This window comes from Lentzea sp. NPDC058436, assembly GCF_042721515.1.
In the GTDB taxonomy this organism is placed as follows: domain Bacteria; phylum Actinomycetota; class Actinomycetes; order Mycobacteriales; family Pseudonocardiaceae; genus Lentzea.
This window is the reverse complement of record NZ_JBHXLF010000003.1, coordinates 647,450-661,019: the sequence shown is the minus strand read 5'-3', so window position 1 is coordinate 661,019 and position 13,570 is coordinate 647,450. Positions and strand designations below refer to the sequence as shown.

General features: G+C 69.9%; 10 protein-coding genes. 9 read left to right on the top strand and 1 reads right to left on the bottom strand.

The features are described 5' to 3' along the window. Positions 1-30 precede the first annotated feature (30 nt). From ACFWN2_RS16900 to ACFWN2_RS16890, 3 genes are all read left to right on the top strand, one after another. The gene (locus tag ACFWN2_RS16900) at positions 31-2,814 is read left to right on the top strand and encodes an AIR synthase-related protein (RefSeq protein ID WP_382428401.1); all 2,784 of its coding nucleotides are present in this window, start codon (positions 31-33) and stop codon (positions 2,812-2,814) included. After that, positions 2,811-3,479, top strand: coding sequence for a phosphoribosylformylglycinamidine synthase subunit PurQ (locus tag ACFWN2_RS16895; protein WP_382428400.1), 669 nt, complete (start codon positions 2,811-2,813; stop codon positions 3,477-3,479). Before ACFWN2_RS16900 ends, ACFWN2_RS16895 begins: the two co-directional genes overlap by 4 nt. Positions 3,480-3,559: 80 nt before the next feature. Continuing rightward, positions 3,560-4,639 (top strand): serine hydrolase domain-containing protein, encoded by a 1,080-nt coding sequence (locus ACFWN2_RS16890; RefSeq protein ID WP_382428399.1) that lies wholly within the window; start codon positions 3,560-3,562, stop codon positions 4,637-4,639. On the opposite strand, the gene ACFWN2_RS16885 is transcribed toward ACFWN2_RS16890, so the two are convergent. Further along, entirely contained in the window at positions 4,629-6,026 is a 1,398-nt protein-coding gene (locus ACFWN2_RS16885; RefSeq protein WP_382428398.1) for a helix-turn-helix domain-containing protein, read from the bottom strand. The genes ACFWN2_RS16890 and ACFWN2_RS16885 overlap by 11 nt on opposite strands. A gap of 150 nt (positions 6,027-6,176) precedes the next feature. On the opposite strand from ACFWN2_RS16885, the gene ACFWN2_RS16880 reads away from it, so the two are divergent. The 6 genes from ACFWN2_RS16880 to ACFWN2_RS16855 all read left to right on the top strand — a co-directional run bounded on the left by ACFWN2_RS16880 (position 6,177) and on the right by ACFWN2_RS16855 (position 13,564). Next, positions 6,177-7,190, top strand: a complete 1,014-nt coding sequence (locus ACFWN2_RS16880) for an amidohydrolase family protein (protein ID WP_382428397.1) — start codon at positions 6,177-6,179, stop codon at positions 7,188-7,190. Next, a complete protein-coding gene (locus ACFWN2_RS16875; RefSeq protein ID WP_382428396.1) occupies positions 7,187-7,843 on the top strand; it encodes an iron-sulfur cluster assembly protein in 657 nt (218 codons plus the stop codon). Before ACFWN2_RS16880 ends, ACFWN2_RS16875 begins: the two co-directional genes overlap by 4 nt. Beyond that, the gene (locus ACFWN2_RS16870; RefSeq protein ID WP_382428395.1) at positions 7,840-8,865 is read left to right on the top strand and encodes an NAD(P)-dependent alcohol dehydrogenase; all 1,026 of its coding nucleotides are present in this window, start codon (positions 7,840-7,842) and stop codon (positions 8,863-8,865) included. Before ACFWN2_RS16875 ends, ACFWN2_RS16870 begins: the two co-directional genes overlap by 4 nt. A gap of 53 nt (positions 8,866-8,918) precedes the next feature. Next, positions 8,919-9,410 carry a hypothetical protein gene (locus tag ACFWN2_RS16865; protein ID WP_382428394.1) on the top strand — a complete coding sequence of 164 codons (492 nt, stop codon included), beginning with the start codon at positions 8,919-8,921 and terminating at the stop codon, positions 9,408-9,410. Further along, the gene (locus tag ACFWN2_RS16860) at positions 9,407-10,393 is read left to right on the top strand and encodes a hypothetical protein (protein WP_382428393.1); all 987 of its coding nucleotides are present in this window, start codon (positions 9,407-9,409) and stop codon (positions 10,391-10,393) included. Before ACFWN2_RS16865 ends, ACFWN2_RS16860 begins: the two co-directional genes overlap by 4 nt. 774 nt (positions 10,394-11,167) lie before the next feature. After that, the gene (locus ACFWN2_RS16855) at positions 11,168-13,564 is read left to right on the top strand and encodes a nitrate- and nitrite sensing domain-containing protein (RefSeq protein ID WP_382428392.1); all 2,397 of its coding nucleotides are present in this window, start codon (positions 11,168-11,170) and stop codon (positions 13,562-13,564) included. Positions 13,565-13,570: the final 6 nt, after the last annotated feature.

The window sequence follows — 13,570 nt, the reverse complement described above, 5'->3', positions numbered from 1 at the left end:
GCTCCCGACCGTTCAGCTGCAGGAGGATTGTTGATCCACAAGTTCTCGGTTCGCTCCGCGGGGGTCGCGGAGCCCGACATCCGTGAGCTCGGCCGATCGTGGGAGCTCGACGACCTCGAGGTGTGGCGCGACTACTACGTCGAGTTCGAGGGCACGCCGGATCCCGCCGCGCTGGCCGAGGTGGCCGCCGTGCTCGGGGACCAGCTCGACGTCGAGGTGTCCCTGGACCAGCCGCTGGAGCCGGGCGCCGTGCAGGTCGCCTACAAGCGCGGCGTGGTCGACAACGAGAGCGACTCGATCATCACCGTGTGCGGGTTGCTCGGGGTGAAGGCGCGCGCGGGCAAGGTCGCGACCAGCTACCGGTCGGCCTCGCCGACGCTGCGCGACCTGGTCGCCGGCACGCGGTTCAACGCGACGATCGAAGAGCTGCACGACGAGGAACCGCACTACGACACCCTCGTGCCGCAGGGCCACTACGAGTCGGCCGCCCGGTTCGACCTGCGCGGGCTCGACGACGCGGCGCTCACCGAGCTGGGTCTCGCCGGTGGCCGCAACCTCTCGCTCGTGCAGATGAAGCACGTCCAGCACGTGCAGAGCACGCTCGGGGACGAGTTCGTCACCGACGTCCTGCTGGAGGCGCTGGACGCCCGCTGGAGCGACCACTGCGCGCACACGACGTGGAAGTCGCTGGGCAGCCTGCTCGGCAGGCTCGTCCAGGCCGCGAAGGACGTCGACAACCCGAACGTGCTCAGCATGTTCCACGACAACGCGGGCGTCTGGGACTTCTACGACGGCCACGCGATCGCGATCAAGGCCGAGACGCACAACGGCCCGTCGGCGATCTCCGGCTACTTCGGCCAGCTGACCAAGCTCGGCGGCGTGCTGCGCGACATCCTCGGGACGGGGCTGTCCGCCGACCCGATCGGCAGCTTCGAGTACACCGCCGTCGGCGAGCCCGAGGCGCCCGCGCCGATCAAGGGCCGTCCGGACGCGAAGAGGCTCGCGGGCGAGACGATCCGCGCGATCAAGGAGTACGGCAACACGTTCGGCGTGCCGATGATGTCGTCGCGCATGACGTTCCACCCCAGCTACCGCGCCAAGCCGTTCGCGCTCGGCGGCAGCATCGGCCTGCTGCCCGTGTCGGCGGCGCAGCGCGGCACCCCGCGTCCCGGCGACTTCGTCGTGCTGATCGGCGGCCTGACCGGCAACGAGGGCATCCACGGCGCGTCCGCCAGCTCGGCCGGCGCCACGATGGACACCGCCGCCGTGCAGATCGGCGCGCCGCTGGAGCAGGTCAAGTTCCGCAAGGCGCTGATCGAGCTGCGCGAGGCGGGCTGCATGAGCGCGCTGACCGACGTCGGTGGCGCGGGCCTGAACAGCGCCGTCGGTGAGATCGGTGAGGCGTGCGGCGTGTGGATCAACACGGCGCTGGTGCCGTTGAAGACCGCGGCGCTGCCGATGTGGCGGATCCTGCTGTCCGAGTCGCAGGAGCGCATGCTGCTCGCCGTCCCGCCGCAGCACCAGGAGCGGGCGAAGCAGATCCTCGACCGCCACATGGTCCGGTCGACGGTCATCGGCCGGTTCGCGGACACGAACCGCTACCACGTCTTCCACGCCCCGGACCTGACCGAGGAGGCGCTGATCGCGGGCGCCCCCGACGCCGTGCCCGCGCACCAGGGCGAGACCGGCTTCGACGTGGCCTACGACCTGCTCGACCTCGACGTCGAACGGTTCGAGGTCGGCCCGCCGCCGCGTCCGACGGACGTCGTGGAGTGGCCGGAGCTCGCGCCCACGCAGCTCGCCGGGCTGCTGGAGGAGGTCGTCGCGGACGCCGAGGTCGCCTCGCAGCACTTCGCAGACTCGCAGTACGACTCCACGGTCCAGGGCAACACCTGGTACGGCCCGCACTACGGCACCGAGCAGTCGGTCCGCACGTCCTACTGGGCGGGCACGCCGGTCACCGGTTCGCCCGCCGCGGCCGTGCTCAACACCGCGTTCAACCCGTGGATGTTCGACGCCGACCCGGTCGCCGCGACCCGTCAGATGTTCTGCTCGGCGATCGCGGGCCAGGTGCTCGCGGGTGTCGCCGTGAAGGACATCTGCATGTGCGACAACTTCTACACCCCGCACCTGTCGCCGCACTGGCGCGAGTGGCTGGTCGGCATGGTCGACGAGCTCGCCGTGCTGGTCCGCCACTTCGGCGTGCCGCTCATCTCGGGCAAGGACTCGTCGGCCGGCTCCGTGCAGACCGACGAGGGCCTCGTCAGCGTGCCGCCCGCGGTGTTCCTGTCCGCGCTGGGCAAGGTGCCGCACACCGACGACCTGCTGCGCGAGCAGTGGACCACGGCGGGCAACGTGCTCGTGCGCGTCGGCCTGGAGACGTCGTCCCCCGTCGGCACGGTCGCCGCGCGCAAGCTCAGCCTGCCGACCGGCGCGCTCGACGACCTGGAACTGTCCGATGTGGACAGCTACCTGACCGCGCTCGCCGCGAGCCGTGCCCTGCTGCGCAGCGGTGCCCGCATCGGCGCTGGTGGTGTCGCCGCCACGCTCGCCCAGGGCGCGCTGGCCGGCGGCATCGGCGTGAAGCTGGAGTCGGGGAGCACCGAGTCGCTCTTCGCCGAGCACCGCGTCGGCGCCGTCGTCGAGGTCGCTCCCGAGGACGTCGACGCACTGCCCGCCGAGCTCAACCCCGTCGTCCTCGGTGTGCTGGAAGGCACGCTGGAGGGCACCGGGATCGCGCTCGAAGGCATCGACCTGTTCGCACCGGCCGCGCGCGACGGCTGGCTCAACTCGTTCACGGCGAGGATCGCATGAAGCCGACCGTCAACGTCCTGTACCTGCCCGGCACCAACTGCCAGGAGGAGACCGTCCGAGCGTTCGCCGAGGTAGGTGCCGAGCCGCGGATGCGGTTCGCGGCCGACCTGCTCGCGGGCACCGAACGGCTCGACGACGCCGACATCCTCTGCATTCCTGGAGGGTTCTCGTTCGGCGACCACCTCGGCGGTGGCGCGGTGGCGGCGGCGTTGCTGCGCAGCCACCTCGCGGACCAGTTCGAGACGGCCCGTTCCCGTCCGCTCATCGGCATCTGCAACGGGTTCCAGATCGCGGTGCGCGGCGGCTGCTTCGGCAAGGTCGGCCTGAAGGTCAACAGCGCCGGCACGTTCCGCAACGAGGAGAACCAGCGGCACGTCGTCGAGAACGACAACGACAGCCCGTGGCTCACCGGACTGGGCGGTCAGACGCTCACGTTCCCGTGCGCGCACGGCGAGGGCCGCTTCGACCCCGGCAGCGAGACGGCGGGCTTCCGCGTCGCGCTGCGGTACGAGAAGGACTCGAACCCGGACGGGTCGTTCGACGACATCGCCGGTGTGACGAGCGCGGACGGGCTCGCGTTCGGGCTCATGGACCACCCGGAGCGGGCGATCGACCGCGAGGTGCGGCTGGCGTTCTTCGAGAACGGTGTGCGCGCGGTCCGTTAGCGGTGCTGGTGCCGGCCCTACCGCGAGAGCGGGGGCCGGCACCATGTCCGCGCCATGATCATCACGGCACCGTGGTGATCATGAAAACACTCCTGATCGCGGCACTCGTCGCCGCGACTCCCCTACCCCCGTTGCAACCGGAACTGCTGCACGCGGCCATCGCCGACCTGGAGCACCCGGTCGTGACGTCGGCGCAGCTGCGGGTCGCGGGCCCGGCCGGCCGCTGGTACGGCGCGGAAGGCCTCGCGGACGGGCAGCGGGAGGTCCGCCCGGACGACAGGTTCCGGATCGGCAGCGTCACCAAGGTGTTCGTGGCGACCGTCGCGCTGCAGCTCGTGGCGGAGCGCAGGCTCAGCCTGGACACCAAGGTCCGCCACTACTTCCCGGACGTGCCCGAGTCGCTCGACGCCGTGACGGTCGGGCAACTCCTCAACCACACCAGCGGGATCCCGAACGAGGTCGGCTACCCGGACCTGAGCACACCGGACAAGGTCATCGCGCACCGTTACGACTCCTGGACGCCGCAGCAGCTCAGGGACCTGATCCCGGAGAGCGAGCCGAAGTTCACGCCCGGCACGAAGCAGGAGTACCGCGGCATCAACTACCTGCTCGCCACGATGATCGTCGAGAAGATCACCGGCCACGACCTGGCGCGGGAGGTGGAGAAGCGCGTCACCCGCCCGCTCGGCCTCACGAAGACCTATGTGCCGCAACGGAACGAGACCACGATCCGCGGCGCGCACGTGCACGGCTACCTCGACGTGCCGGGTCAGGGCAGGGTCGACGTCAGCGACTTCAACTCGTCCCGTGCCCACGGCGAGGGCGACATGGTCTCCACGACCGGCGACCTCACCCGGTTCGCCGACGCGCTGTTCGGCGGCCGGCTGCTGCCGGAGCCGTTGCTGGAGAAGATGTTCACCCTGCCCGAGGTGTCCATGGTGGACGGAACGCCCGCGAGGTACGCCACCGGCCTGCAGACCTTCACGGTCAACGGCGTCGAGGTGTGGGGCAAGACGGGGGAGTGGTACGGCTATGCGGCGGGCATGTTCTCGACGCGCGACCAGCAGCGCCGGATCGCCTACTCGTTCACGCCGACGGTCAGGGACGCCAGTCAGCAGCAGATGACGCTGCGCATCGCGAACGCCGTGACTAGTTCCTGATCTGGTCGGCCTTGATCCCGTACTGCGCCATCTTGCGGTAGATCGTCGCCCGCCCGATGCCGAGCTCGGCGGACGCCTGCGCGATCGTCGCGCCCGGCGCGGTCAGGCACCGCACGATCTCGTCGCGTTCCAGGACCTGCAGCCTGCTCAGGCGGTGGCCGACTCCGGCGAACACCTCGGCGGGCAGGTGCTGCACGTCGACGACGTCCGAACGGGCGGCGGCGACGCGCACGACGTGGCGCAGCTGTTTGGTGTTCTCGGGCCACTCGTACGACAGCAGGGCGCGCGCGGCGGCCGAGGTGAACGTGACCTCACGGCCTCGGTCGCGGTGCGCGAAGTAGTGGGCCAGCGGCAGGATGTCGTCCGGGCGCAACCGCAGGGCCGGTGCCTCCACCACGACGTCGACCAGCGGCGCCAGCGCCTCGGGCAGTGCCTCGGTCGCGGTCAGGACGAACCCGGTCAGCAGCGGTGCCAGCGACGACGCCGCCCACGCGGGCAGCGCGTCGACGTCCGAGACGACGACGCACGTGTCGGCCTTGCCCAGCTCCGGGGTCCACAGCCGCAGCCACTCCCCGACGGCGTCCGGGGCGGGCGGACGGGCGTTGAGCAGGCGTTCGCGGGGGCGGACCGACCGCCGCGCGCACGTGGCCAGCGCGGTCTTGCCCGCTCCCGGCTCGCCGACGACGGCCACCACGCGGCCGTCCAGCATCGCCTCGGCCGCCGTCGCCACCGCGGACGTCCAGGCCGACGACAGCCTCGGCGGCTCCACGCGGTCGGCGTAGACGCGGAACACCTCGCCGCGCGGGGTCGGGCGGGCCTTGCGACCCGAGGCGCGGGCCAGCATCAACGCCGCCGTGTTGCCCGCCGCGGCCTGAGCCAGCGCCAGCAGCAGGTCGGACGACTGGTCGGACCAGGTCGTGAGGTTCACGCTGCCCGCCAGCGCGCCGGACACCGGGTCGACCACCGGTACGGCCGCGCACGTGTAGCCGCGCAGGCCCGTGCAGTAGTGCTCGTCGGCGCGGACCAGTGACGCGGTGCGGTCGGCGAGCGCGAGGCCCAGGCCGTTCGTGCCGGCGTTGGTCTCGGCGAAGTAGAAGCCGGGAGCCAGGTAGACGCGGTCGAGCGAGCGGACGATGGACGGGTCGGTGCACAGCCTGGTCAGGACCAGTCCGTCGCTGTCGGTGATCATCAGGCTGATGGGCTCGTTCGACAGCGTGGCGTGCAGGCCGCGCAGCACCTCGTGGCCGCACTCGTAGAACAGCGAGGACGTGTCGACCGTGCCGGTGAAGACCGGCCGCACCTCGTCCTCGGGCACGCCGTACCGCTCACTGCGCAGCCACGACGCCCGCAGTCGCTGCGGGATCGCGGCCAGCTGCCGGTCGTCCACGTCGACCTCCTCGTCGCGCGTTCGAAGCCCAGAGTACGGCCGCCACGTCCGTTCGGCGTGTGGCCCGCTGTCTCAAAGTGAGACACCGGGTGGGTGCCTGAGCTGCGCCGATCTTCCTACGGTCTGCCACAACCACCACAGGAGGCGGCCATGTACTCGAAGGACGGCGAGACCTACTTCATCGTCGACGCGCACGTCGCTCTCTGGGACGCCCGCCCGGAGAACCAGCGCAACATCCACGGCAAGCAGTTCATCGACTGCTTCTACGACTACCACCGCAACCTCTCGCCCGAGTCGGAGGTGTGGCCGTACGAGGAGTACCTGTACCAGGGTGGCGACCGCCTGATGAAGGACCTCTTCGACGACGGGTACGTGGACCACGCGATCTTCCAGCCCGCCCACCTCGGCGCGTTCTACAACAACGGGTTCGGACAGACCGAGGAGGCGTGGGAGCTCACCTCCCAGCACCCGGACAAGCTCACCTACAACCACTGCTGGGACCCGCGCCGTGAGCAGAAGGGCCTCGACGAGCTCAAGCGCGACGCGCAACGGTTCGGGCTCAAGGGTGTGAAGCTCTACACGGCCGAGTGGTACGGCGACTCGCGCGGCTACCGGCTCGACGACCCGTGGAGCTACAAGTACCTGGAGGCCGCGCAGGAGCTAGGCATCCGCAACATCCACGTGCACAAGGGGCCCACGATCCGGCCGCTCGACCGCGACGCGTTCGACGTGGCCGACGTCGACCACGTGGCGACGGACTTCCCCGAGCTGAACTTCGTGGTCGAGCACTGCGGGCTGCCGCGCCTGGAGGACTTCTGCTGGATCGCCACCCAGGAACCGAACGTGCACGCCGGGCTCGCGGTCGCGATGCCGTTCATCCACACCCGGCCGCGGTACTTCGCGCAGATCATCGGCGAGCTGCTGTACTGGCTGAACGAGGACAGGATCCAGTTCTCCAGCGACTACGCGCTGTGGACGCCGCGCTGGCTGGTCGAGCGGTTCGTGGACTTCCAGATCCCCGAGGACATGACCGAGTACGCGCCGCTCACCGTGGCCCAGAAGAAGAAGATCCTCGGCCTCAACGCGGCGCACATGTACGACATCCCGGTGCCCGAGGGCCTCGACATCGCGCCGGTCGAGCAGGAGGCGGTGGCGGTCGCATGATCAGGACGGCCGTGTTCAAGGCGCTCGACGAGGTGATGGATCCCGAGCTGGACGAGCCCATCACGACGCTCGGGTTCGTCCGGTCGGTCGAGCTGGACGGCGGTGTCCTGACCGTCCACTTGCGACTGCCGACCGCGTTCTGCTCGCCGAACTTCGCGTACCTCATGGCGTCGGACTCGAAGGACGCGTTGCGCGACCTGGCGCCGCACGTGGTCGTGGTGCTCGACGACCACCACGACTCGGACGTGATCAACCGGGGCATCGCCGCCGACTCCGGGTTCGTCGGCACGTACGGAGAAGAGGCCTCCCGTGAACTGGAGGAGCTGCGGCTCACGTTCCAGCGCAAGGCCCACGCGGCGGCCATGGAACGGGCCGTGCGCGACGTGCCGGTCGACCGCCTGAGGTCGTTGACGCTCAGAGACCTCCCGGCGACCAAGGCGGCGGAGGCGTTGCGGCGCAGGCGTTGCGCGCTCGGCTTCGACACCTCACCGGACGCGCCGGTGCTCGTCGACGACACCGGCGTGCCCCTGCCCGCGGGCCAGCTGCCGCTGCGGCTGCGGTTCGCCCGTTCGGTCGGCATTTCCATCGAGGGCAACGCGCACTTCTGCCGCGGCCTGCTCCGCACCCGTTACGCAATGGAGGAATCGGCATGAAGGCCGTCCAGGTAGTCGGCTACCACCAGGCGCTGGAGCTCACCGAGGTCGAGCAGCCGAAGGCGACCGGCCCGTTCGACGTGGTCGTGCGCATCGGCGGCGCGGGCGTGTGCCGCACGGACCTGCACATCCTCGAAGGGCAGTGGGCGGAGAAGTCCGGCGTGGTGCTGCCGTACACGATCGGCCACGAGAACGCGGGCTGGGTGCACGAGGTCGGACCGGCCGTCACGAACGTCGCGGTGGGCGACAAGGTGATCGTGCACCCGCTGATCACGTGCGGCCTGTGCCGTGCCTGCCGCAGCGGCGACGACGTGCACTGCGCCGCCTCCCAGTTCCCCGGCATCGACACCGCCGGCGGGTACGCGGAGTACCTGAAGACGTCCGCCCGCAGCGTCGTGAAGATCGACGACGCGCTGGAACCCTCCGACGTGGCCGCGCTCGCCGACGCGGGCCTCACGGCGTACCACGCGGCGGCCAAGGCGGCTCGAAGGTTGCGGCCGGGGGACCGGTGCGTGGTGATCGGCGCCGGCGGCCTCGGACACATCGGCGTGCAGGTGCTGAAGGCGTTGACGGCGGCCGAGATCGTCGTCGTGGACCGCAACCCGGACGCGGTGAAGCTCGCCGAGACGATCGGCGCGGACCACGGCGTCGTCGCGGACGGCTCGCACGTCTCCGCGGTCCTCGACCTCACCGGCGGCGACGGCGCCGAGACCGTCATCGACTTCGTGGGCGAGGGCGGTGCCACGAAGGACGGCGTGGCGATGCTGCGGCGGGCGGGCGACTACCACGTCGTCGGCTACGGCGAGAACATCGACGTGCCCACGATCGACATCATCTCCACCGAGATCAACCTGATCGGCAACCTCGTCGGCTCCTACAACGACCTGTGCGAGCTGATGGTGCTGGCGGCACAGGGGAAGGTCACGCTGCACACGCAGAAGTACCCGCTGGACAGGTTCCAGGACGCGATCGACGACCTCGACGGCGGACGGGTGCGGGGCCGCGCGATTCTCACACCCTGAGCCGGATTCGTTCGGGCTGTAACGCTCGGCCGGAACGACGTGATGAACGATCCATGGGCCTGGTCACCGTCGAGGGCAGCCATGTCGGTTTCACCGACGCGCTGTCGCGTGTCGCCGAGCAGCTGAAGCCGCTCGGCGACGCGGGCCGGTGCGTCGCGGAGACGTACGCACTGGCCACCGAGATCCGCCGGATCAGCGAGGCGAAGGCGGTGGACGACAGGGACGTCAAGCTGGCGGCGCTGGACCAGCGCCGCCGCGAGTCCTCCTCCACGCTGCGCAGCATGCGCAAGGAGCTCGGCCGTGCCGACAAGAGCGCGGCGGCGTTGCGCGAGTGCATGGTCAACATGCAGCGCGCGACCGTCAAGCCGGGCATCGCGCTGGCCGAACGCCGCGCGTACATCGACCTGACCCAGCACTTCACCACGATGCTCGTGCAGCACCACTCCGACCTCACCGGAGGCGTCGCCGACGTCATCGACAAGGTCCTCAACGGGTCCGGCGCCGCCGCCCTCGCACCCACCCGCACGCCGCGCCGCCGCCGGTGAGCCGCCGGAACAACCGCGGCTGCGGCGGCTGCGGGCTCGCGATCTTCGCCGTGTTCTTCCTGGTACCGCTGGCGATCGTGCTGATCTCACCGGCGATGGCGGCCCGCATCCACGTCGACGGCGTGCCGGAGCACCAGCCGTTCCTGCATGAATGGCTTTGGGGCGCCGCCGTCTCCGTCCCGCTGAGTGTCCTGTTGGTCCGGTTCGCGTTGAAACGCGACGGACGGGTGCGCGGCGCCCCGCCGCTGAAGCGGTGGTCAGGCCTCTTCGGACGCGGCCTGGTGCTGCTCACCGCCGTCAACGTCTTCGCCTTCCTGCACAAGGGACCGTCCACCGCGGGCGAGCACGTCATCGACGACGGTCTGCCGTTCTTCGGCACGGCCGCGCTCGTCGGTGCCGGCGTGCTCGTCGTGATGTCCCTGTGGGACCGCCGCGCCCGCCGCGTCAGCGTCGAGGAGGTGCGCGAGGCCGCCGCCCAGGCCGACCGCGCGCTGAAGCGCGTCCGCGCCGAGAACGCCAAGGTCCGCCGCCAGGCCGAACAGGTGCAGGCACGCCTGGTGAAGCTCCAGGCCCGCGACCCGGGACGCTCCGACGTCGAGTTCCACTCGCTGCGCGTCTTCCACCGCGAGTCGTACCAGTGCGCCGACACGGCACACGACGCGTACTCCTCCGCGCAGATCTCGCTGCGCACGATGTCCTCCCTGGTCCGCCGGGCCCGCAGCGCGCCGCTCCAGCTGACCGTGAGCAGGCGGGCCCGCGCCGAGATGCGGGAGGCCGCGGCACATCTGGCCAGGTCGCAGGGCGAACTGCGCACGCAGGTCGACCACGGGCTGGGCATGGTCCGCGACCTGAACGCCAACACGTCCGAGCTCAAGCACGAGATCCGCGACAGCTGCGGCGCGCAGGGCCGGCAGTGGTTCGAGGAGCTGGAAGTGCGCATCGAGCAGGCGCGTGAGGAACGCCGTGCGACCCATCTCCGCTGATCGTCGCGGTCGAACAAGAAAACGACTCGCGTTCACCGCTGTCGGAGAACCTGCGGGCACTCGCGAACCGGACGAAAGAATTTCTATTCCACGCCAATCCTTCTGGCTAGGGGTTCTGCCGGGCAGAAAACGGACAGAAAACGCGCAGAGTGTCTGAGCGCGCGGCCGCGGGTTACCCGGACGGAGTAGTCCCGGTCGCCGTGTGGCCCAGGACACTGCGGCAGGCGGGTGTGCCGCGCCCTGACCGATGCCGGTTTCGTCTCGTCACGGCCATGACCAGCGGAATTGACGCGTTCCTGATGACGGGGAACTGCTCGGGGGCGACAGGGGAATAGGGGAGTTGATCACTGTGGGTCGCGTGAATTCCCGAAAAAGCACTGGTGACGGAAAGCGACGTCCGGTCGCGCTGCGTTCTTGCTTAGAAGATGCCATGCGCCCGTGTCAAGCTGCCGCCCATTAGGGGCTCGTTCCCAGTGTTCGCTGACAAAAGTCCAGCTCGGCGTCCCTTTCGCCCGCTCGGACATGGCCGGTCCCCCTAGCTGCGGGAGTGCGTTCCCCCAACGCGACAGGGCGGTCGAACTCGGATAGGGGGTGTTGCGCCGCGCATCTGACTGAGTACTCTGCTCTCACCCCTCCAAGATCATCGCTGTTGATAGTGTTGATCTTGCAGTGCTATCTTTCCGTCGCCAATTCGGGTGGTCGTGGAGCGTTGTGAAGCTGAAGAACGTGCCTGAGACGAATTACAAGACAATTCGTTCTCGGCTCACTGGTGTCGTGGTGGTTCCCAGCGTCGTCCTTCTGGCCATGTGGGCGCTGTTCTCGTCGTACACGGTGTTCGAGGGTCTCTACCTCCAGCTGGTCGCCTCCGGCGCGCGGGACGCGTCGATCCCCGCCGTCCAGTCCTTCGCGTCGCTGCAGAAGGAACGCGAGCTCAGCATGACGAGCCTGAGCCGTTCCGGCGGGTCCTCGTCGGCGTTGCTCAAGCAGCAGCAGGACACCGACAAGGACGTCGAGAAGATGAAGGCGGCCTTCGGCGAGCTCGCCTCGCAGGCGCCGCAGGAGATCGTCGACGGCATCAACAAGCTCAACGGGCTCCTCGACCAGCTGCCGGACCAGCGCGAGCGCCTGGAGTCCGGCAACTCGTCCAAGGACGAGGTCTACCGCTACTACAACAGCGTCCTCGACGCCGGTGGGTCGCTGTTCGGCACGCAGGCCCGCATCGTGCCCGACGCGGAGACCGTGCAGGGCGCGCTCGGCGCGCTCCAGGCGTTCCAGGCCTCCGACGCCATGTCGCGGTCCAGCTCCATCGCCGCCGGTGCGATCGCGGCGGGCAAGTTCACGCCGGAGGAGCACCGCGACTTCGTCCAGCTCGTCGGCGCGTACCACTTCACGCTCAACGTCATCGAGCCGACCGCGCTGCCCGAGGTGCGCGAGCACTACAAGCAGATCATCGGCAGCGCGCCGTACCAGCAGCTGGTGACGTTCGAGAACCGCCTGCTGCAGAACGCGGAACGGCCGATCGGCCAGCAGGTCGCGCTGGGGGACTACGAGAACGCCACCCGCGCGGTGTCCCAGGAGATCACCACGCTGGTGCAGGAGCAGTCCACCGGCGCCGTGAACATCGCCATGGCGAACGGCAAGGACAAGTTCACCACCGTCCTCATCGGCAGCCTCATCGCCCTCATCGCGGTCATCGCCGGCATCTTCGTCGCCGTGCGCGTCTCGAACCGGCTGGTCAACAAGGCGTTGATCGTCCGCCTGATCAGCCTGAAGAGCGACTCGCTGAAGCTCGCCCACGAGCGGCTGCCGAGCATCGTCGAACGGCTGCGCGACGGCAAGCACGTCGACGTCGCCGCCGAGGTTCCCGCGCTCGACTACGGCAACGACGAGATCGGGCAGGTGGCCGACGCGTTCAACGCCGCGCAGTACACCGCCGTCGCCGCGGCCGTGAAGGAGTCGCAGACCCGTGAGGGCGTGAACCGCGTCTTCCTCGACATCGCGCGCCGCAACCAGGGTCTCGTGCACCGCCAGCTCAAGATCCTCGACAAGCTGGAGCGCGAGGAGGAGAACCCCGACCACCTCGACGCGTTCTTCCAGCTCGACCACCTCGCGACCCGCGCCCGCCGCAACGCCGAGAACCTGATCATCCTCACCGGTGAGCAGCCGGGCAGGCAGTGGCGCAAGCCGGTGCGCATGCTCGACGTCGTCCGCGCCGCCGTCGCGGAGACCGAGCAGTACGCCCGCGTGAAGGTGAACCCGGTGCCGGAGGTCGCGCTGGTCGGCGCCGCCGTCGCCGACACCATCCACCTGATCGCCGAGCTCGTTGACAACGCGACGTCGTTCTCGTCGCCCCGCTCGCAGGTCGAGGTCCACAGCAGCGAGGTGCCGCAGGGTCTCGTCATCGAGATCGAGGACCACGGCCTCGGCATCAAGACCGAGGACCGCGAGCAGCACAACAAGATGCTGGAGGCGCCGCCGGACTTCGAGGCGATGAGGCTGCGCGGCGAGTCCCGCCTGGGCCTGTTCGTCGTCGCCCGGCTGGCCGCGCGCCGCCACATCCACGTCGAGCTGCGCGACTGCCCGTCCGGCGGCACCATCGCGCTGGTCCTGATCCCGACCGAGCTGATCGTCGGCGAGGCGGGCGCGGTGGACCCCGCGGACTCGGTGCAGATGCCGAAGCCGACGTTCCGCCAGCAGACGATGCAGCAGGCCGCGCGGTCGCCGGAGGCCCTGGAGGCCGCGGTCCCGATGCAGGGCGACCTGACGCACGACTCGTTGCCCGCCGAGAGGCCCACGGAGACCTTCCACCTGGACGAGTTCTGGGCCGGGAGGGCAGTGGGAAACGGCGCGGCCCCAGACCCGGAAAGGGATCTGGACAGCAACAGCGGGCAGCTCGAGCTGCCCCGGGACGACCGCCGGGCAGGCGCCTGGCCGACCGACGACCCGGCGGAAGGTGAGGCCACGACGCGCCAGAACGCCAGGCCCGAACTGCCGCGCCGGAGGCGGCAGCAGCACCTCGTACCGCAGTTGGCCAACGACGACCTCCGGCCGATGCCCGAACTCGCGGAGTTCAACCCCGAGGAACGGGCGGAACGCACCCGCGACGGAATGTCCGCCTTCCAGCGGGGCACGCGTGACGCCCGCCAGGCCGACGACGTCGTGGAACCGTGATCACGA